We start from the raw sequence: 21,545 nt of genomic DNA, 5'->3' as shown, positions 1-21,545 counted from the left end.
AATTATTTTTTAATACTTGCAAAACTTTTTTTATTTCAAAACAACTAACAATGTTTCCATTGCGGATGCAAAAATACAACTATTTTTGACTATTGCAACAACTAATTAAAAAAAAATTAAATTTTTTTTTTAATTAGTATGCTTTTGCAAACAATACTCTACGGTTTGAAGGCTTACCAGTAAGCACACATTTACCTTCTTCTTCCTTTCCTTCTAAAGGAATACATCTTATTGTTGCTTTAGTAAGTTCTTTTATTTTTTCTTCTGTTTCTGGTGTACCATCCCAATGAGCAGAAATAAAACCTCCTTTTTCTTTAAGTATAGTTTTAAACTCTTCAAAAGTATCTACTTTAGTTATATGATTATTTCTGTAATCTAATGCCTTATTAAATAGAGACTCTTGTATTTCTGTCATTAAACCTTCTACTTTTTCTGTCAAACCATTTAGGTTTACTATTTCTTTAGTTAAGGTATCTCTTCTTGCTAATTCTACAGTTCCGTTTTCTAAGTCTCTTGCTCCTATTGCAATTCTTAAAGGAACTCCTTGAAGTTCATGCTGTGCAAATTTTGCTCCTGGTCTTAATGTATCTCGATTATCAAACTTAACAGTAATGTTTTTACTTCTTAAGTCTTTCATTATACCATTTACAACCTTTGTTATAGCTTCTTGCTGTTCTTCATTTTTATATATAGGAACTATTACAACTTGATTTGGTGCTAAATTTGGTGGTAAAACTAAACCTTTATCATCACTATGCGTCATAATTAATGCTCCCATTAATCGTGTTGAAACTCCCCAAGAAGTTGCCCATACGTAATCTTGCTTACCTTCTTTAGAAGTAAACTTTACATCAAAAGCTTTAGCAAAGTTTTGACCTAAAAAGTGCGATGTACCAGCTTGTAAAGCTTTACCATCTTGCATAAGTGCTTCTATACAGTATGTTTCTACTGCACCCGCAAACCTTTCACTTTCTGTTTTTAATCCTTGCACTACAGGTATAGCCATGAAGTTTTCTGCAAAGTCTGCGTAAACATTATTCATTTGTTCGGCTTCTGCAACTGCTTCTTTTTTTGTTGCATGTGCAGTATGACCTTCTTGCCATAAAAATTCTGCTGTTCGTAAGAACAATCGTGTACGCATTTCCCACCTTACAACATTAGCCCATTGATTTACTAGCAAAGGAAGATCTCTATAGGACTGTATCCAGCCTTTATATGTATTCCATATTATAGCTTCACTTGTTGGTCTTACCACAAGTTCTTCTTCTAGTTTTGCGTCTGGATCTACTCTTAATTTACCTGGATTATCAGGATCGTTTTGAAGTCTATAATGAGTAACTACTGCACATTCTTTAGCAAACCCTTCTGCATTTTTCTCTTCAGCTTCAAAAAGTTTTTTTGGTACAAATATTGGAAAATATGCATTTTCATGACCTGTTTCTTTAAACATTCTGTCTAACTCTGCTTGCATTTTTTCCCAAATTGCATAACCGTAAGGTTTTATAACCATACAACCTCTAACTGCTGAATTTTCAGCTAAATTAGCTTCTACAACCAATTCATTATACCATTTGGAATAATCTTCGGCTCTACTTGTCAATTTTTTACTCATATCGGTATTTTGGCACAAATATTGTGTCTATGTTAAATAATAGAATAGTTTAGCAAAACTAACTATTTTTGTATAGTTCAACAATTAAAAATAAAGCGTTATGAAATTATTTACTTTTTTATCTAACAAATTAAACGCACTTACAGCTATAATGGCTGCAATTGCACTAACCTCGTGTGGGTCTTATCAATATGTTGGACAAACAAATGATGGTATTTATGAAACATCTGACGCTTATGGGCAACAAACAGTTGTTATAGAAGAAGGAAATAATAATAATAATAATAATAATGATTATTACACTAACTATTTTAGAGAGAAAGCTTTAGAAGCTGAAGCTTATGACAATAATAACGAAATTTTTACAGATATTGACACCTATGAAGGCACATACTCTGATACTACTTCTGTTGTCCAAAAAGCTGGTTGGGGAGATTCTAATGACCAAGTTGTAATTAACGTTTACAATGACGTATATTCAAACCAAATAGCTAGATACGGTTGGAACAATTGGGGATGGAATTCTTGGGGTATGACACCTTGGGGATGGAACTCATGGAGATGGAACAGACCATGGGGATGGAATTCTTGGGGATGGAATGCCGGTTTTTACGATCCTTATTGGAATAGAGGTTTTTACGGATATGGTCCATTCTTTTATGGATATGGTTACGGAAATTATTATAATGGATACGCTTACAATGGTATATACACTAGAAGAGGTATTTCTTATAATGCCGGAAGAAGAGGATCTATATTAAGAAATTCGTCAATTCTAAATGGTAGAAGTAATATAAATAGAGGTAATACAAATGTAAGACCAAGATCTGTAACAAGACCGAGAACTAACTCAACAACTAGACCTAGAACAACTACCACAAGACCAAGAACTAATTCTACTACTAGACCTAGAACAAACACTACTAGACCTAGAACTAGCACTACTAGACCTAGAACAAATACTACTAGACCAAGGACTAGCACAACAAGACCTAGTACAAGTTCTCCAACAAGATCTTTTGGAGGAACAAGAAGTGGTGGATCCTCTTCTAGAGGAACATCTTCAAGGTCTACTGGTCGTAGAGGTGGATGATTAGAATATAAATAAGTCATTATTATTTAACCTTATTTATTCAAATTTATAATTACTTAAAAAAATTGAAATGAAAAAAATTATTATGCTTGCCATAAGTAGCTTTGTTATGTCCTTTAGTTTTGGGCAAACAGTTACAGATGCTTTAAGATACTCTAATGATGATTTAAAAGGAACTGCTAGATTTAGAGCTCTAAGCGGTGCATTTGGTGCACTAGGAGGAGATTTAAGCGCTATAAGTATAAATCCAGCAGGTTCTGCTGTTTTTACAAGCAGTCATGCCACATTTACTTTAGAAAATCAAAACATTGATAATGAAACAAATTATTTTAATGTAAACAACACATCATCTGAATCTAATTTTGATTTTACTCAAGGTGGAGCCGTATTTGTTTTTAGAAATAATCGACAAGATTCACCTTGGAAGAAATTTTCAGTTGGAATAAATTTTGAAAATTCAAAACATTATGATGATAATTGGAGAGCTTCTGGAGTAAGTCAAAACTCTGTTGACCAATACTTTTTAGCTAATGCACAAGGTTTACCCTTAGGTGAAATTTCTGCTTTAGAAGGAGAATCTACTTCTCAAGCTTATTCAGAAATTGGTAGTTTGTATGGCTATCAAAATCAACAAGCTTTTTTAGGTTATGACTCTTACATACTAGAACCTGAAACCTTTGATGATAATAATACAGTATACTTTTCTAATATCGCTGCAGGAGACTTCAATCAAGCTTATAATTACTCTGCAACAGGATATAACGGAAAAGTAACTTTTAATGCTGCAGCACAATACACAGATGATTTATATATTGGTTTAAACTTAAATTCTCATTTTTTAAACTATGAAAGATACACTAGTTATTATGAAACAAATAATAACACAAACACTTTAGTTGATGAAGTTTTATTTGATAACACATTAGCCACTAACGGTACTGGTTTTTCGTTTCAATTAGGAACTATATACAAAGTGACACCAGAGTTACGAATAGGGTTTACTTACGATTCACCTACATGGATGACTATTGAAGAAGAGACCACACAATATTTAGAGACTTTCGTAATTGATGAAACAAATGGAGATTTCTACCAAATAGTAAATCCTAATATAGTTAACATATTCCCTAGCTATAAATTACAAACACCTTCAAGATTTTCTTCTAGTATAGCATATGTGTTTGGACAAAAAGGTCTTATTAGTTTTGATTATTCTACTAAAGACTTTAGTAACACAAAGTTTAAACCAACTTCTGATGCTTATTATAGTGCACAAAACAATATTATGTCTAATTTACTAACTAGAACAAACACCTACAGAATTGGTGGAGAATACAAAATAAAGCAGTTTAGTTTAAGAGGTGGTTACCGCTTTGAAGAAAGTCCTTATAAAAACGACGAAATTATTGGCGATTTAACCGGTTATTCATTTGGGTTAGGCTACGACTTTGGAAACACTGTATTAGATTTGGCTTATAGTAATTCTTCTCAAGAAAGACAGGAACAATTTTTTGATATTGGTTTTACCAATGCAGCAAATATTGATAGAACAAACTCTAACATAACACTTTCTTTAAGTTTTAAGCTTTAACTCTCTAATAAAACATAAATATGAAAGCTTGAGTAGATACTCAAGCTTTTTTTTACATCTTAAAAGCAGTAAAACACGCATCAAAAAGTGTAAAAAATATACGTTCTGTGTATGCACAAGACCAAAGCGCTATTGTTAAAAGTGGTGAAGTAACTGAGTTTAGAGTTAACCTTAAAATTACTTTTGAAGTTGAGTAACCGCTTTTAGTTTTTATTTATAAAACACCTTATACTAAAAAGCCTGAACATAGTGTTCAGGCTTTTTTTTCTATTTGTATTGGTTTGTTTTTATTAGGAGTTTTCCTAGCGCTTTAGAGTAAAGTGTGCTCTAAATTGCTTCTTGGTATCACTTGTATCTCCTGGTTCTCTATATTCTACTGTAAACCAATAATCACTTGTTGGTAATGGGTTACCGTTATAGGTTCCGTCCCATCCTGGTCCTGTTGGGTTTAATTGCTTTAACAGCTTACCATATCTATCAAAGATGTATATTACTGCATCTGGCTGATCACTAATTCCGTATATCTGCCATGTTTCGTTATATGTATCTCCGTTTGGTGTAAAGAAATGTGGGTAATCCATAACCATCACAGTTGTGCTTGACTCGCCACATCCATTAATATCTCTTACTGTTATTGTATGCTCTCCTCCACTTACATCATTAAATATGTATGTATTGTCATTTGGCTCGTTATTATACCATGGTCCGCCATCTAACTGGAACTCATATGTTGAGATACCTGTTCCAATTGCGGTAACTTGTATACTATGCACGTCTGCAAATGCTGGTGTAATTACATCTGCTTCTATACTTGGTGGTGCGCTTTCTTCTACTAGAGTTGTATCTGTACTTATACAACCTGTTAGGTTATCTTCTATAGTTACTGTATAACTTCCGCCTTGTGTTGGCATGATACTACTTCCGGTTCCTACTACAGTACCGTTTAAGGTCCACTCAAACGTGTAGTCTGATGTACTTAATCCTGTCTCAATCTCTAATGGATTGATAACTTCGGTTCCGTTTGTATTTACACATAATAAGTAGTTATCTTCTAAATCTACTACTGGCAGTGGATTTACTTCTAATGTAATTGTTGCTATTTCGTAACATACCGAACTATCTACCATTGTACCAGTTCCATCATCTACCATGGTATCATTATCTACGCGTACATAGATCACTTGTGGGTTTGAGATGTTTTCATACAGCAACGGTAATGGGTTTGTAGCTGCTTCGGCATCTGCTAAAGTCTCATAGTAACTTGTTATATAGTTTGCTGGATCTTGACCCATTAACACTGCGGCGTCTTGACTTGATAAATCAAACTGTACACTGTCATTTGCTGGGTTACCATCAAATTCTATATTATCATCACATTCATAATACGTTGGCATTGATTGATTTGCTTGCGCTGCCTCATTTACCTCTATATTAAACATTGTAGTGACATCACATCCTGTTGTTGTATCTGTAATATTTACATATATAACTTGAGGATTACTTGTATTGTTATACGGACTTACTAAAGCATTTATTCCGGCATCGGCATCGGCTTGTGTATCATGATATGTTACTGTAAACACTGTTGCATCTTGACCGTTTAGTATCTCGGTTGTTTTACTTTCTAAGTCAAAACCTGCTACTTCATCTGTGTTTAATTCACAAATAATATAATCCTCGATTGGACTTACTACTGGTAATGGGTTTACTGTTATATCAAAATCTACTATTGTAAAGCAGCCTGTTCCGTTTAATCCTGTTTCGTCATCTCCATTTGTTACTCTTACATAGATCGTTTGAGGATTGATAGCTGTTCCTGGATTATCTGGATCTTCGTTTGTGTGCATTGTTGCGTCTGCTATTGCATTACTTCCTGCTAATGCATCGTCTAAACTTGTGTAGTAACTTGCTGTTACACCTGCTTCTCCATTTATGATAGCAACTTCGTATGTCGTTAAATCAAACGCTTCTATCATATCATTTGGTCCTACTATGTTTACATCATCACACAACTCTAAATCTGTTGGATCTGGTGTTGGTGTTGGATTTGGTAATACGCGTATAGTTAATGTTGTTAATGAGAAGCATCCTGTATCATTATCCGTTACTCTTACATGTACTGTTTGTGCGCCTGGATCTGTATTTTGATACATCGTTGGATCTGGTATTGCGTTGGTGTCTGCTTGTGCATCTGCTAGTGTTTCGTAATACGTCACTGTCCAACTTCCCACGCCGCCTGTAATTTCATCATTCTTTACTGTTAAATCAAATACAGCATACTGATCATTGTTCTCATAGTAATTAGCATCTAACTCATCACATATTGATAATGCGGTTGGCTGTACTATGACTGGTGGAAACTCTACTCTAATTTCAAATTCTCCTAAACTTACACATCCATTTATATTACTTTCTAAGCGTATATAAATAGTTTGTGGGTTACTCTGATTGGTATAGTTACCTGTATTTACTATTGGATTTGCTCCAGTTTCTGCTTGGGCTTGCGTCACGTGATAGGTTAACACATAATCTGCTGGGTTTTGCGTCCCTAATATTTGTGGCGTCATTACTGTGTTAAAATCAAATTGATTAAACCCATCATCGTCATCATCACATATAACATAATCTTCTAAATCTGTTGGGATAACTGGTGACTCCTCTACTATTAAATCCATTGTTACTATCGTATAACATCCAGTGATATCATTCTCTGCTCTTACATAAATAGTTTGAACGTCTGGATCTATATTCTCGTAAGGCAATGTGCTTGGTATTGGATCTGTTGCGTTTTGTGCATTGGTTAAGGTTTCATAATAACTAATGCTAATGTCTGGCTCTCCGTTAATAATGGTGGTTGTTTGACTGTCTAAATCAAATTCGGTATAAAAACCATCATTATCATCATCACAAGCTACTAATGGCGATGGTGTTGCTGGTGATGGTAATGGGTTTACTCTTAAATCTAAAGTAATTGTACTTACACATCCGGTAACATCATCTTCTGCTCTTACATATACAGTCTGTGGGTTTGGTCCGTTTGTATATGGACTAAAAATCTGTGCGGTTGCATCTGCTGTATTTGCTCCTGCTTGTGTATCATAGTATGTTAACGTAATACCGGTTTGCCCATTTAGGATTTGTGCATTAGCATCTTCTAATGTAAATACTTCTTGCTCATCTCCTGGATTATTGTAATCACATAAATTTAATGGATCTGGTTGTACTAATACTGGTAACGGATTAACTATTAAGTCTAAATCAGTCACTGTATAACATCCTGTAGCATTATATTCTACTCGCACCCATATTGTTTCCATATCCGGTGTAACATTGGTGTAGTTAGATGGTGTGCCTATTGCATTTGACGGTGCTTCTGCATCTGTTTCTGACTGATAGTAAGTAATGGTTACCTCTGATGGGTCTATATCATTACTTGTATCTGAGTCTAATAGGTTTAATAGCTCGTCATTTGCTTGTGTTAAATCAAATGCAGCTAATCCATCGGTATCATCATCACATTCTTCTAATTCAGCTGGTGTTAATTCTATTTGTGGTGTTTCATTTACTATTAACTGTAACTCGACATAACTTGCGCAGTCTGTTACTATGGTTTGACTCTCTACTCTTACATAAATAGTCTGTGTCTCAAAAACAATGTTATCGTATGGACTTGATAAGGCATTTACATTATTCTCTGCATCACTCATCGTTTCATGATACGTAACCACTAATCCTGCTGCGCCGCCTGTTACTTGCGTGTCTGCATCGGTTAACATAAATTCTCCAAAACCATCACTGTCTGGATCACAAAACTCTAACGCTGTTGGTGTAAATGCGGTTGGTGCTTGTTCTACTTGTAACTCTAACGTAGTAGTATCATAACATCCTGTATTTGCATCTTCTACTCTTACATAAACTATTTGACCATTAGCTAAATTTGTATATGGGATTGGTAGTGGGTTTGTAGCTGTTTCTGCTTCTGGTAATGTTAAGTAATAACTTGCTACATAACTCGCTATACCACCTGTAACTTCGGTATCTTTTAATGTTAAATCAATTTGTGTGATACCGTCTGGTATGTTATCGTCACATACTTCTAATGGTGTTGGATCTATTGCTATAACCTCTGGATGTACAGTTACATTTTGTGTTGTTGTTGTTGGACATGCTCCGTTAGTCGTATACTCTACAGTATGTGTTGATCCTGGTAATGCTCCTGTTACCTCTCCTGTTGCAGGATCTATCGTTGCGCCTGTACTTGTTAATGTAAAGGTTCCGCCTGTCATACCTGTGATTGTGGCTATTGCTCCGTCACAAGTTGGGTCTAACGTAAAGCTTGAATCGTCTGCTGGTAATACATTTAATACAAATGTGCTTGTTGCTGGACATTGGGTTGCTGTAGTGTACTCTACCGTATAACTTGTTCCTGGAGTTGCCATCGTTACTTCTCCTGTTGATGGGTTGATTTGTACAGTATCGCCTGCTGGTGCTGCTGGGTTAAACGTATACGTCCCGCCTGGCATCGCTACTGTATCTACAGTTCCTCCATCACAATTTGGTATCATTGTAAAACTTGGATCATCTTCTGTTAACGTTGTAACAGTTTGCGTGCTTACTTCTGGACATGGTCCTGATGTGGTATATTCTATCGTATATGTTGTACCGTAATCGCCGCCTGTTACTTCTCCGGTTGCTGCGTCTATTGTTACTGGTGCGCCTGGATCTGGGTTTAAGGCAAACGTTCCGCCTGTATCTCCTGTTATTGCTACTGTTGCACCATCACAAGTCGCTGTTGCCGTAAAACTTGGATCTTCTAATGGATATACTGTTACATCTACTGTTGTCGATGCTGGACATACTCCACTTGTAGTATGTTCTACTGTATAGGTTGCTCCTGATGTACCGTTTGTAATCGTTCCTGTGCCTGAATCTATCGTTGCTCCATCGCCTGGTAATGGATTAAAAGCATAGGTTCCGCCTGATAATACTGAACTATCTACTACAGCTCCATCACACGTTGGTTGCATCGTGAAACTTGGATCATCTGTTGTTAATACTGTAAAGTTAACCGTAGTTGTCGTTGGACATGTACCTGTTGTTGTATAGGTTACGGTATGAGTGGATCCAGATGCGGCTCCTGTTACTGTTCCTGTCGCTGAATCTATCGTTGCTCCTGTGGTTGTTAATGCAAAGGTTCCGCCTGGTGTTACGACATTACTCATTACTGCCCCATCACACGTTGGTGTGACTGTAAAACTTGAATCGTCATTAGCATTTACTATTAAATTGAATAATGGCATTGCGGTTGCACTATAACACGTCGCATCTCCCGCTGCCTCTATTCTTACATAGATTGGCTCGTTTGGTCCGCCGACATAAGGACTCGTTAATGCGTTTGTGTCTGAATCTGCTTCTGCAAAACTATTATGATATGTAACTACATAATCGGAAGCTGGCTGTGTCCCTAATATAAATGGCGTCTGACTCTCTAAATCAAATGGCTCTACACCATCATTACTCGGATCATCACAAACTACCATATCTGACGCTGGGTTGATTGTAGGTTGAGCTGTAATATTTAAAGTAAATGTTTCAGACTCATAACAACCTGTATTTAAATACTCTACTCTAACATAAATAGTTTGAGGATTACCTAAAGTAGCTGTTGTCGTGTAAGTATCTGGTGTTGGTATTGGATTAGTATCAGCATCTGCGTCTGCTTGACTTTCATGATAAGTTATAACTAAATCTGAAGGGATTGCTGATGGTGCTAATATCGGAGTATCATTTTCTGTTAAATCAAAAATATAAGGTGGTGCTCCTGGATTACACATAAACAAATCATCTGGTTCTCCATTATCTACTTCTGGATAAACATCAATACAAACTGTCTCTGTATATTCACATCCAAAATCATTTAAAACTCTGTAAGTATAACAATGTTGACCTGACGTAGAAGGCTGAACAGTAATATCGTTTCCTGAAGTACTAACAATAGAAGGGTCTGAATCCCAAGCTTCTGATGTTGTTACTGGTGTAAAAGAATATTCTGGAGGTTGTAATGTAGGATCAAACTCTATACTCCATGAAAAAATGTAACCATTATCAATTGATAGGTTATCAATAATCTCTATACACCAATCACCGTTTAAAGGACTTCCTAATAAGTCAGATAGATTTCCTTCAGGAAGATAAGTTCCTGGTGTAATAGAATTATTTGGAGGATTAGAACCAGCAGTAATTGTTGGTCCATTTTCTATAGTTACTGTCCCTGTACTAGAGAAACAGTAATCTGCACCTGTACCTGGTGTATTAGTTCCATCGTCATTTGCTCCTCCTAGGTATGTACCATTACCTCCTGGATAACCTTTAAGTACTGCGGTTTGACCATTTGGACTTATAATATTAATATCTAAATCTCCCATATAAGAATGCTCCATATTAACACAAATTGCAACAATTTGATTTACATCCGTTAATGTTAATGAAGATTCGTAACAATCAACTGTTACACATGTTTGGTATGTGGCACCAGAACCATCAGGTAAAAATGTAGTACCACTTACTGGCGGAGTACAATCATTAATAAATTCTACTTGATTTGCTACTCCTGTTAAGGTTACCTGTTCTCCAAAACATGCTGTTGAAGCAGATGCAGCAGTACCTGTAAAGTCAGGCTCTGTACTTACTTGTATAACTTGATTTATTAAATTAGTGTTACTACAACCTGATGGGTCCGGATCTGTATTTGTATCTGTAACATTTAAATTTACAATGTACACACCTGGATTAGGGTAAGAAAAAGTTGCTGTTTGACCAGATACTGTATTTCCGTCTCCTAAATCCCATTCGTAAGTAGCTCCTGTTCCATCAACAGAAAAATTAGCACTTCCATTTAATGTTATAGGGTCTCCTGTACAAACTCTTATATATCCATCTCCATTTGGAGCTGGTGAAGATGAATCTAATTGCGAAACAATAGTTTGACATGGTTCATAACAAGATACATTTGCTTCCCAACCAGTTGTATTAGCAGAAGCATCTGATGTGAATTCGATAGTAAGACATCCTGTTGGATTGTTTGGTGTAGCAGAAACAAAACCTGGGTTTGCTGCTGCTCCTCCTCCAGAGAATGTTCCAAAAGCATTTGCTGCTGTACTATCTCCGTCATAAATAGTCATTTCATCAGAACCCATTTGGGTACTAAAGGCAACAAAGTCTAATTGTACCTGTTGACCAGCAGTATCAGGACATATAGTTAATATAAAACTTTCATCATTAGCATAGTTACCTGCACTTCCTCCAGAATCATAAAATACGCCTCCACATTGACTTACAGTTGTGGTTTGCATAATTATGTCTTGAGAAAACACAAAGAAAACATTTAGTAATAGAGCTATAGTAAGTAAAAACTTTTTCATTTTGTAGTAGTTTGAAAGTAAAATCTAGCGACTAATTATTTTTTTAAATTTTGAGCCTTTATAACAATATAATATTGTGTATTATCAATTCTGTATATAGCAGAACCAACTTTAAAAAATTCTAAATTATATTTTAAAGGATTAAATGTGTTAATATCAAAAGATTGGTCTCTTTTAAGCTCTTTATTATAATTATTAAACAAACCAACCTTCGAAAGTAAAGTCACTTTACTTTTTGAGTTATAATGAGGTAGCTTTGTAATTAACAATCTATTTCTTAATAAATGTTTTAAATCCTTAATTTTTTGTGGCCTACTCAAAACATATTTTTCTAATTTGTCTTGATAAACTTCTTTAAGCATCCCTAATTCTTTTGCAGTAAAAGGAGCTTCTAAATTATCTCCATATTTAACTGGCTGCGTTTTTAATTTTCTATTGTTTTGAGCATTAACGTTTTGCACAGTAAAAACAATCGCAAAAAAAGATATTAGCAATAATATACGTCTCATAGTATTTTCTGAAATAATAAATTAAGACGGAAAATTAAGAAATTTTTAATAAACATTATGTTAATTAAAGAATGTAATTTACTTTTTCAATGCTATTAAGTTTAAAACTTGCTAATTATTAACTTTAATTGAACTATTAGATTTTAATAATTGATTATCTTTGCAAACTATTTTAAACATCACATTTTTTTTAAATAAATGAAGATTGATAACTCTGTAGAAAACATAGACAATAATGATCCTATTGGCGAAAACCATATAGGCACAAGTCATGACACACCGCTAAGACCTGATGCTTTTGCAATTTCTGACAAAGAAAAAATAGAAAGTATAAAAAAAGACGTAACAAACATCATGAATACACTAGGTTTAGACCTAACAGACGACAGTCTAAAAGGGACACCTAACCGTGTTGCAAAAATGTTTGTGAACGAAATTTTTGGTGGGTTAAACCCAGATAAAAAACCTAACGCATCAACATTTGATAACAAATATCAATATGGAGAAATGTTGGTTGAAAAAAACATCACTGTATACTCTACTTGCGAGCATCATTTGTTACCAATAGTAGGACGCGCTCATGTCGCTTACATTTCTAACGGAAGTGTTGTTGGGTTATCTAAAATGAATAGAATTGTAGATTATTACGCAAAAAGACCTCAAGTTCAAGAACGTCTTACTATTCAAATAGTAAAAGAATTACAAGATGTTTTAGGCACCGAAGATGTAGCATGCGTTATAGATGCTAAGCATTTATGCGTAAACTCTAGAGGTATTAGAGATATTGAAAGTAGCACCGTAACTTCTGAGTTTGGAGGCGCTTTTAAAAACAAAGAAACTAAACGCGAATTTTTAGATTACATCAAATTAGAGACTAAATTTTAGTATCAATCATGCAACTTTACCAAAACCAAAATATTAAAATATACAACTCTTTAACAGGAGAAAAAGAGCAATTTAAATCAATACATGAAGGCAGCGTTGGTATGTACGTTTGTGGACCAACCGTTTACAGCAATGTACACCTAGGTAACGTTAGAACATTTATGTCTTTTGATGTTATTTTTAGATATTTAAAATATTTAGGTTACAAAGTAAGATACGTACGTAATATTACAGATGCTGGACATTTAGAGAATGATGCCGATGTAGGTGAAGACCGTATTGCTAAAAAAGCACGTTTAGAAGAAATAGAACCTATGGAAGTTGTACAACGTTACACCGTAGATTTTCATAATATTCTAAATACTTTTAATTTTTTACCACCAAGTATAGAACCAACTGCAACAGGTCATATTATTGAGCAAATAGAACTTATTAAAACAATAATTGACAATGGTTTTGCTTATGAAGTAAATGGCTCTGTTTATTTTGATGTACATAAGTACAACGAAAGTAATGAATACGGAATTTTAAGTAAGCGTAAACTTGAAGACCTGATACATAATACACGTGAACTTGACGGGCAATCTGACAAAAAAAATCCTCAAGATTTTGCGCTTTGGAAAAAAGCCGAACCTGCTCACATTATGCGTTGGCCATCTCCTTGGAGTGATGGTTTCCCAGGTTGGCACTTAGAGTGTACAGCAATGAGCACTAAATATTTAGGTGAACATTTTGATATACATGGTGGTGGAATGGATTTAAAATTCCCACACCACGAGTGCGAAATTGCTCAAAACCAAGCAGCAAAAGGAAAATCTCCAGTTAACTATTGGATGCATGCCAATATGTTAATCATGAATGGTAAAAAAATGGCAAAGTCAACCGGCAATTTTATTCTACCAAATGAAATTTTTACAGGAGACAACCCACATATTACCAAAGCATTTACACCAAGTGTTGCTCGTTTCTTTATGCTACAAGCACACTATAGAAGTGTTTTAGATTTTACAAATGATGGTTTATTAGCTGCAGAAAAAGGATATAACAGATTAATGGAAGCTGTTAAGTCTTTATCAGAATTAAAAATTTCTGAAAAAAGTAGCATCGATATTAATGCTTGGAAACAAAAGTGTTTTGATGCTATGAATGACGATTTTAACACACCAATTTTAATAGCCAACCTTTTTGAAGCTGTAAAATATATCAACCAAATAAAAGATGGTACAGTAACAATAACTAAAGAAGATTTAGAGACGCTTACAAAAACCATTAATGATTTTACTTTTGATATTTTAGGATTAAAAGATGATACAAATCAAGTCAATACTGGAACAGACAAACTATCGGGAACAGTAGAACTTTTAATCAAATTACGTCAAGAAGCAAGAGCTAATAAAGACTTTGCTTTAAGCGATAAAATTAGAGACGAATTAGCCGAAGTAGGCATAAAACTTAAAGATGGTAAAGACGGTACAACCTTTACTACAAATTAATATTAAATCCTCTCTACATGAGAGGATTTTTCATTTTTAACAATGAAAAAACTGATTATCAAACCTTTTTTATTTCTTATAAAAGTCTATCAAACTTTTATATCTCCATTTACACCAAATACTTGTAGATATCAACCAACATGCTCACATTACACTAAAGAAGCGTTAATAACACATGGATTAATAAAAGGTGGTTGGTTAAGTATAAAAAGAATTTTTAGCTGTCATCCTTTTGGTGGTAAAGGTTTTGATCCAGTACCTCCTAAAAAAGAAAAAGAATAACTACTTCTATATAAAATTAACCTATTACTTAACAGGTATAGTATCTTTTACAATTCTATATTCGTAATAGTCCATTTTATCTCCAACTTCTAGCAATAATTTTTCTGCAACACCAGCATTAACCTCTAATACAAATTGAGCTTTTGTTTGAGATGGTAAAGAAGACTCATCAAAAGGTTGAGCGTTTTCTTGAAAACTAACAATACGCTTATTGTGATCTATAAAAATTAAATCTAAAGGAAAACGTGTGTTTTTCATGTAAAAACTACGTTCTCTCACATCAGGAAACACAAATAACATACCTTGATTATCTTCCATTCCATCACGATACATTAAGCCTGTTTGGATTTGGTAAGGTGTTTTTGCTATCTCTATATCAAAGATTTTAACTATAGTATCTGTTGTACCTTTAAAGAAGGTAAGCTCTCCTTCTTTTTTAAATTCAACTTTAACTTGCTCTATTGTTTTCTTTTCTTCTTTACATGAAGTAAAACAAATAGCAAAAACTATAATTACAATTAGTGGCTTGTAAAATCGCATTAGATATTAGTTTTTTTTGGTTTAAAAGTGAACATAAAATATAAGCCTATAAGTATAAACGGAATACTTAATAATTGCCCTGTGTTTAACAACCAATCTGCACGTTCTGGATTTTGGGCTTCTTTTACAAACTCTACAAAAAATCTTACTGTCCAAAGCAATACTAAAAACAGACCAAATAAGAAACCACGTTGTTCTCCTTTATTAGTTTTTAAATAAAAATATAACAGAATTAAAAACACAAAAATATAACTAAAAGACTCATATAACTGAGCAGCGTGACGATACGGAACAGCTTCTAAAAGAGTGGCAAATTTTGGATTATCTGTTACTGCTGCGTAAGCTTTTTTTACGTCTTGAATACCTGTTAGCTTTACAATTTCTGACTTGTGATAATAGTCTTGCACAAAGCGTACACCTATGTTAGAGTCTGTTACTTTACCAATAATTTCTGAATTTATAAAATTACCTATTCTAATAAATATAGCTCCAGAAGCTACAGGTATTACAATACGATCTAAAATCCACATTAATGATTTGTAATTATATTTTTTACGGTATAAATACATACCTATAATAATACCTATTGCTGCACCGTGACTTGCTAATCCCTGAAAACCTGTGAATTCAAATTCTGGTTTGGTGCGTATTGGTAGAAAAATGCTTAAAAAGTCTTGACTAAATAGTTCTGGTTGATAAAATATTACATGACCTAATCTTGCACCTAACATAGTAGCTAAAACTGTGTAAATAAATAAAGGATCAAGATATTCTAATTTTATTTTTTCGCGCTTAAAGATATAGCTCATTATTTTATGTCCTAAAACAAATGCTATAATCCACATTAAACTATAAAAATGAATTTTGAAGTTCCCTGCTATATCTATTCCTGTTATTGGATTCCAGTCAAATTTTAATGCGTACATACTATTTTTTTTGCGATTGTAAATATAGTATTTATGCTTTAGTTATAAATAGAATTAACGCAGGTTTATTAATTGCTTATAATATTTTAATAAGAAAAAATGTTAAGTTAATATATATTTCACCTTCATTTTGCCTTGATGCAAAACGAAACAAAAAATCATATCAAAATTAGGAATTACTCACGAATTCTAATTTAAATTTAAGTGTTCGTGAATGCTTTGCATTTGCTAAAGCATCATTCGATTTCGGAATTACGTGCTTAAAGCTACGCTTTGCAGCTTCATTCCTTCACTCATTATTTCTGAATTTTGAATTTCAATTCTCCGAATTGATTTTAAGGACATTACTTATATTTTCTTCCTTATTTAAAATTTACAAATCTCTAACGTCTATTGTAGATTTAATTTTATAAGTAGTTGCGTTAGGGATTGTAATGAAAATCCCACAGCGAGGTACGAGCGAGGAATTGTAATGTAAAGCCCGACGCACTTTTGCCCTAAAAGCAAAAGTGGGTAACGCCCAAAATAATTACATAAAAAAAGCCTTTTTACTAGTGCAAAAAGGCTTTTTTATTATTTGGAGTTTGAGGGACTATTTTACAACAGTCTCGTCAATTACTTCTTCTTTTTTCTTTAAAGCGTCTGCTGCGTTTCCTTTTTTAACAGTATCGTACATGGTTGGTGTTGCGATAAATAATGATGAATATGTACCTACAATTACACCTACGATTAAGGCAAACATAAATCCTCTAATAGATTCGCCACCAAAAATAAAGATAGCTAATAACACTACTAATGTTGTTAAAGAGGTATTTAATGTACGGCTTAACGTACTGCTTAACGATTTGTCAATTACTTCTGTAAATGGCCAGTTGGTATGCTCGTTAAAGAACTCACGAATACGGTCAAATACTACCACGGTATCGTTTAACGAGTAACCGATTACGGTAAGAATTGCTGCAATAAATGCTTGATCAATTTCCATTGAGAATGGCATAAACTTGTATGTTAATGAGAATACACCTAATACAATAATAACATCATGGAAAACAGCCGCTACTGCACCAAGAGAGAATTGCCATCTTTTAAAACGGAATAAGATATATAAGAATACCACTACTAAAGATCCTAATACAGCCCAGAATGATGCTTGTTTAATATCATCTGCGATTGATGGACTTACTTTGTATTGATCCATAATACCTATTTGCTTGTCTGCTTTAGAAAGGTCTTTAAACTCTTCAAAAGATTGACCGTTTAAATATGGCTGTAACGCGTTGTATAGTTTTTCTCTTACTTCTTCATCTACTTCGTTAGCAGTTTCGTTAATCTTATATTTTGTAGAGATTTTTAAGTTATTCTCGTCTCCTACAGTTTTTACAGATGCACTTCCAAATACTTCTGGTGTTGCTAAAGCCTCTTCTACCTCAACAGCGCTAACTGGCTCTGCAAAACGCACTTGCGTTGTACGTCCTCCAACAAAGTCAATACCTTGATCTAAACCATTAGTAAATAAAGACCCTAAACTTACTATTAATAAAGCGCCTGAAATAATGTAAGCTACTTTACGCTTTTTAAGGAACTCGATATTAATATTTCTGAACAAGTTTTTAGTTACACCTGTAGAGAAATCTAATTTACCGCCTTTATTTACATACCAGTCAATTAATAATCTTGTAATAAAAATTGCTGTAAATAAAGATGTACCAATACCAATTAATAATGTAGTTGCAAACCCTTTAATTGGTCCTGTACCAAACACAAATAAGATTAATGCTGTTAAACCTGTAGTTATGTTAGCATCTAAGATTGATGATAAAGCGTTACTAAATCCGTCATTAATTGCAGATTTTTGATCTTTACCTTTACTTAATTCTTCTCTAATACGTTCAAAAATAAGTACGTTAGCATCTACCGACATACCTATTGTTAATACGATACCAGCAATACCAGGTAACGTTAACACTGCACCAATACCCGATAAAATCCCGAAGATTAATAAGATATTGAATAACATTGCGATGTCTGAGAATATACCAGCTTTACCATAATAGAAAACCATCCATAATAACACTAAAGCTAAAGCAATACCAAAAGACATTGTACCACTATCAATAGCTTCTTGACCTAAAGAAGGACCAACTATACTACTTTGAATAATATCTGCTTTTGCAGGTAATTTACCAGCACGTAAAACGTTTGCTAAATCTGTTGCTTCTCTTAAAGTAAAGTCTCCAGAAATTTCTGTACTACCTCCAGCAATTGCTCCGTTAGAAGCTGTTGGTGCAGAGTATACTGTGTTATCTAAAACCACTGCAATTTGACCTTGAGTTTTGTAAGCTTCTCCGGTCATTTCTTCCCAAATCTTAGCTCCTTTACTGTTCATTTGCATACTTACAACAACTTTGTTTGCTTGATTGTAAGTTTGACGCGCGTCTGTAACTACTGCACCACTTAATGGTGGCTCTCCATCTCTATTACCTTGTAAAACATATAAGTCTACAACTTCGCTATCTTCTGTTGCTTTACCAAATACAAATTTTGTGTAACGTAACTCTGCAGGTAATTTTGCTCTTACCTCTGGCATAGCTAAAAGTTTAGCTACTTGCTCTTTATCTTCTACTCTAACTTGTGCTAAAGTTGCCCCAAAACCAGGACCAACAAAAAGGTCTAATAAAGGATTGTTTTCTACAACTGTTTCATCTTCTTCTCCTGTTAGGTCTGCAATAGCTTTTTCCTCATCAGTCATCTCTTCTTGATCTGCAGTTGCTTGATCTGCTTTAGCTTCTCCTTCTTTTGCTTTCAATACTTCATTAGCATCAAGTAAAAATTGACTAAATAATTGAGAGTTTGAACCATACCAAAACTCTAATTGTGCTGTTGTTGTTATTAAATCTGTAGCTCTTTCTACATCTTTAACACCTGGTAATTCTAATAATACACGACCAGAGTTACCTAAACGTTGTATGTTTGGAGACGTTACACCAAACTCGTCAATACGCTTACGTAATACTTCAAAAGCAGAAACAATAGACTCGTCTATTTTTGTTTCTAAAACTACTTTAGTTTCGTCATCAGACATATTAAGATCAATCTCACCTACTAAAGAACGTGTTGCAAAGATATCTGGAGATGCTAATTTTTTATCTCCTTTGATAGCGTCAAAAGCAACAAAGAAATCTTCTAAATATGTATTTTGGCTATTTTTCTGAATTTCATCTGCATCATCTAATGCTTTTCTAAAAGTTGGATCTGTACTTCCGTCTGCAAGACCAATTAAGATGTCTTTTACAGAAATTTGTAAGATAGCTTCTAAACCTCCTTTAAGGTCAAGACCTAACTTCATTGAATTTTCTTTAACTTCAGAATAATCACTTCCTAAGAAAACACTTTCTTTAGATGTTGCTAAAGAGTCTAAATATCTTGCTGCATATTCGTTTACTTTTGCGCTACGATCCTCTGCAGACGCATCTATTTTTTGTTCTGCTATCTGTGTAGCTTCGCTCTCTACCGCATTATTTTTAAATGTGAAAGACAGCTGGTAAATACTTACCAATCCAAATAAAACTGCAAATAGTTTTATTAATCCTTTGTTTTGCATTGTTTGTTAATTTTTGGTCAATTTTATAAATCGGGCAAATATAATTTTTCCCTTAATAATTGACAATTATAATGTTTAAAATGATTTTGTTAAGCTGAAAAGCTTTTAAAGGTTGAATTCCTTTTTTTTAAGATTGAAATGAAAAAGGTCCAGCTCTAACCTCTGGTATAGTGTAAGTTTTATTACTAAAAGTCAAATGATATTGACTTGAAATATTTTGTTTTAAAACCGAAATATTAAGAAAATCGATTGCTAGAAAAGCATCTAAGTAAAAAGGAAGATTTGTATTAGAAGAACGATCATAATCTTGCTTAGTTACAATTATACTTTTTCCAGCAGAATTATTTTGATTTTTTGAAGACGTTTTAATCTCATAAACATCAAAATCAAATCCTTTTTTGCTAGTTTTTTTAGGTAGATTACTTTGGTTTTCTTCTAGATTTAAATAGCTTGATGCTATCTCTATCTGTAATGCTTTTGAAAGTAAAGACTTAATAACAACAACATCTAAGTTACTGTGATAACTTATTTTTAATTGGTCATTAGCGTCCTTTTCTACAACTATATTAGTAACATCAATAGCCTGCAATTGCTCTTGTATTAAAGCAATTGTTTGTTCTGATTGTTCTAACGTTACTGTTTGATCTTCAAAACGAATATGTACTTCTTGATTTGGTAAAGAAGCTTGGTTTTGTAAAACTCCAAATACAGCTAGAACAACAATTAGAGCACTGATGTACCATTTTGTTTTCATAAGTGCCAAATATAAAAAATTAAGTCTTTAAAAAGACTGATTTTGAGGTTTTTTACAAATAAAAAAGAGCAACGAATGTTACTCTTTTTTTATTTAAATTTTATAAAATAAATCTTTACTGATCCTCCATTTTAGAATAACCTTCTGGTGGAGTTAAATCGAACATGTTATTTGGTACAGCTTCATTTTTAACTTCTGTAACATCGTACAACAAGGTCATTTTCATACCTTGTTGAAGTACGTTTATTTTCATAAATAAAGGAAAACCATCTAACTCGTCTCCAAACTGAGACGTTTCTTGAGTCTGAGCTTTAATTTGATCTGTAGCAAATATCTCCATAGTCATATCTACACCATCAGCTTTCATTGTTACATTGTACTGTTGGCAATCATATCCTAAAATAGTTTTTGTTTGATCTCCTTTAGTAATTTTAATATCATCGCCTAAGTCTTCTGGCACTTCATAGTCTGTAATGCTAAATTTTTTACCATACATAGGATTGTTTAAAAGCGTTAATACTTTTTCCTTCTCTTTATCAACTATTGTAATAGTCTCACCAGACATTGGACTACTAGTTTCTGCTCTTACTCTATCTTCAGTAAAATATGTTGTAATTTTAGTTTCGCCCATCATTTGTAATTGCGAGTTCATCTCTGCATTATCACTAGACATTGTCATTTTTGAAGAGATTACTCCTTCTTTTAATTCTTCTTGAGCAACACTTACTAAACTGAATGATGCTAGAAGTATAAAAATTAATTTTTTCATTATTTTATTTTTTAATTATTGAATGTTGTAATGTACTGAAATTGTTTTTAATTAATACAGATTTTATAA

13 protein-coding genes and 1 pseudogene are annotated in these 21,545 nt (G+C 33.6%); 6 read left to right on the top strand and 8 right to left on the bottom strand.

The window, feature by feature from the left end:
- Nucleotides 1-133 precede the first annotated feature (133 nt).
- Nucleotides 134-1,612, bottom strand: a complete 1,479-nt coding sequence (proS, locus tag INR78_RS08815; protein ID WP_223076214.1) for a proline--tRNA ligase — start codon at nucleotides 1,610-1,612, stop codon at nucleotides 134-136.
- Nucleotides 1,613-1,712: 100 nt separating this feature from the next.
- On the opposite strand from proS, the gene INR78_RS08810 reads away from it, so the two are divergent.
- The 3 genes and pseudogenes from INR78_RS08810 to INR78_RS08800 all read left to right on the top strand — a co-directional run.
- Nucleotides 1,713-2,705: a hypothetical protein gene (locus INR78_RS08810; RefSeq protein WP_223076213.1), complete on the top strand. Its 993-nt coding sequence runs from the start codon at nucleotides 1,713-1,715 to the stop codon at nucleotides 2,703-2,705.
- Between the two features lie 70 nt (nucleotides 2,706-2,775).
- Nucleotides 2,776-4,296: an OmpP1/FadL family transporter gene (locus INR78_RS08805; protein ID WP_223076212.1), complete on the top strand. Its 1,521-nt coding sequence runs from the start codon at nucleotides 2,776-2,778 to the stop codon at nucleotides 4,294-4,296.
- A gap of 62 nt (nucleotides 4,297-4,358) precedes the next feature.
- A pseudogene (locus tag INR78_RS08800) lies at nucleotides 4,359-4,493 on the top strand (dodecin family protein); the annotation flags it as partial.
- Nucleotides 4,494-4,598: 105 nt separating this feature from the next.
- Here the strand turns inward: INR78_RS08800 and INR78_RS08795 are convergent.
- Both INR78_RS08795 and INR78_RS08790 read right to left on the bottom strand, forming a co-directional pair.
- Nucleotides 4,599-11,717: a T9SS type B sorting domain-containing protein gene (locus tag INR78_RS08795; RefSeq protein ID WP_223076211.1), complete on the bottom strand. Its 7,119-nt coding sequence runs from the start codon at nucleotides 11,715-11,717 to the stop codon at nucleotides 4,599-4,601.
- Between the two features lie 35 nt (nucleotides 11,718-11,752).
- Nucleotides 11,753-12,226 (bottom strand): hypothetical protein, encoded by a 474-nt coding sequence (locus INR78_RS08790; RefSeq protein ID WP_223076210.1) that lies wholly within the window; start codon nucleotides 12,224-12,226, stop codon nucleotides 11,753-11,755.
- Between the two features lie 198 nt (nucleotides 12,227-12,424).
- On the opposite strand from INR78_RS08790, the gene folE reads away from it, so the two are divergent.
- The 3 genes from folE to yidD are packed head-to-tail and all read left to right on the top strand — an operon-like array spanning nucleotide 12,425 to nucleotide 14,886.
- The gene (gene folE / locus INR78_RS08785; RefSeq protein ID WP_027880158.1) at nucleotides 12,425-13,111 is read left to right on the top strand and encodes a GTP cyclohydrolase I FolE; all 687 of its coding nucleotides are present in this window, start codon (nucleotides 12,425-12,427) and stop codon (nucleotides 13,109-13,111) included.
- An 8-nt stretch (nucleotides 13,112-13,119) separates the two neighbouring features.
- Nucleotides 13,120-14,604, top strand: a complete 1,485-nt coding sequence (gene cysS, locus INR78_RS08780; protein WP_223076209.1) for a cysteine--tRNA ligase — start codon at nucleotides 13,120-13,122, stop codon at nucleotides 14,602-14,604.
- 42 nt (nucleotides 14,605-14,646) lie between these two features.
- Nucleotides 14,647-14,886: a membrane protein insertion efficiency factor YidD gene (gene yidD, locus INR78_RS08775; protein ID WP_027880160.1), complete on the top strand. Its 240-nt coding sequence runs from the start codon at nucleotides 14,647-14,649 to the stop codon at nucleotides 14,884-14,886.
- Between the two features lie 24 nt (nucleotides 14,887-14,910).
- Here the strand turns inward: yidD and INR78_RS08770 are convergent, their stop codons facing one another.
- The 5 genes from INR78_RS08770 to INR78_RS08750 form a co-directional block, all read right to left on the bottom strand.
- Nucleotides 14,911-15,426, bottom strand: a complete 516-nt coding sequence (locus INR78_RS08770; RefSeq protein WP_223076208.1) for a DUF192 domain-containing protein — start codon at nucleotides 15,424-15,426, stop codon at nucleotides 14,911-14,913.
- Complete coding sequence (gene lgt / locus INR78_RS08765) at nucleotides 15,426-16,352, bottom strand: prolipoprotein diacylglyceryl transferase (RefSeq protein ID WP_223076207.1); 927 nt, start codon at nucleotides 16,350-16,352, stop codon at nucleotides 15,426-15,428. The genes INR78_RS08770 and lgt overlap by 1 nt, the downstream gene beginning before the upstream one ends.
- Before the next feature lie 592 nt (nucleotides 16,353-16,944).
- Nucleotides 16,945-19,953, bottom strand: a complete 3,009-nt coding sequence (gene secDF / locus INR78_RS08760; RefSeq protein ID WP_223076206.1) for a protein translocase subunit SecDF — start codon at nucleotides 19,951-19,953, stop codon at nucleotides 16,945-16,947.
- A 127-nt stretch (nucleotides 19,954-20,080) separates the two neighbouring features.
- Nucleotides 20,081-20,707: a hypothetical protein gene (locus INR78_RS08755; RefSeq protein ID WP_223076205.1), complete on the bottom strand. Its 627-nt coding sequence runs from the start codon at nucleotides 20,705-20,707 to the stop codon at nucleotides 20,081-20,083.
- Nucleotides 20,708-20,822: 115 nt separating this feature from the next.
- A complete protein-coding gene (locus INR78_RS08750; RefSeq protein ID WP_223076204.1) occupies nucleotides 20,823-21,476 on the bottom strand; it encodes a DUF4412 domain-containing protein in 654 nt (217 codons plus the stop codon).
- Nucleotides 21,477-21,545 lie beyond the last annotated feature (69 nt).

It is taken from the genome of Mesoflavibacter sp. SCSIO 43206, from assembly GCF_019904215.1.
In the GTDB taxonomy this organism is placed as follows: domain Bacteria; phylum Bacteroidota; class Bacteroidia; order Flavobacteriales; family Flavobacteriaceae; genus Mesoflavibacter; species Mesoflavibacter zeaxanthinifaciens.
Note: the sequence above shows the minus strand (reverse complement) of the source record. Positions and strands in the feature narration are given on the sequence as shown.

What these genes read in the sequence shown, in the direction of transcription:
- cysS (WP_223076209.1), top strand. Translation starts at nt 13,120, where the DNA reads ATGCAACTTTACCAAAACCAAAATATTAAAATATACAACTCTTTAACA.
- proS (WP_223076214.1), bottom strand. Translation starts at nt 1,612, where the DNA reads ATGAGTAAAAAATTGACAAGTAGAGCCGAAGATTATTCCAAATGGTAT.
- INR78_RS08805 (WP_223076212.1), top strand. Translation starts at nt 2,776, where the DNA reads ATGAAAAAAATTATTATGCTTGCCATAAGTAGCTTTGTTATGTCCTTT.
- INR78_RS08790 (WP_223076210.1), bottom strand. Translation starts at nt 12,226, where the DNA reads ATGAGACGTATATTATTGCTAATATCTTTTTTTGCGATTGTTTTTACT.
- lgt (WP_223076207.1), bottom strand. Translation starts at nt 16,352, where the DNA reads ATGTACGCATTAAAATTTGACTGGAATCCAATAACAGGAATAGATATA.
- secDF (WP_223076206.1), bottom strand. Translation starts at nt 19,953, where the DNA reads ATGCAAAACAAAGGATTAATAAAACTATTTGCAGTTTTATTTGGATTG.
- INR78_RS08755 (WP_223076205.1), bottom strand. Translation starts at nt 20,707, where the DNA reads ATGAAAACAAAATGGTACATCAGTGCTCTAATTGTTGTTCTAGCTGTA.
- INR78_RS08770 (WP_223076208.1), bottom strand. Translation starts at nt 15,426, where the DNA reads ATGCGATTTTACAAGCCACTAATTGTAATTATAGTTTTTGCTATTTGT.
- INR78_RS08810 (WP_223076213.1), top strand. Translation starts at nt 1,713, where the DNA reads ATGAAATTATTTACTTTTTTATCTAACAAATTAAACGCACTTACAGCT.
- INR78_RS08795 (WP_223076211.1), bottom strand. Translation starts at nt 11,717, where the DNA reads ATGAAAAAGTTTTTACTTACTATAGCTCTATTACTAAATGTTTTCTTT.
- yidD (WP_027880160.1), top strand. Translation starts at nt 14,647, where the DNA reads ATGAAAAAACTGATTATCAAACCTTTTTTATTTCTTATAAAAGTCTAT.
- INR78_RS08750 (WP_223076204.1), bottom strand. Translation starts at nt 21,476, where the DNA reads ATGAAAAAATTAATTTTTATACTTCTAGCATCATTCAGTTTAGTAAGT.
- folE (WP_027880158.1), top strand. Translation starts at nt 12,425, where the DNA reads ATGAAGATTGATAACTCTGTAGAAAACATAGACAATAATGATCCTATT.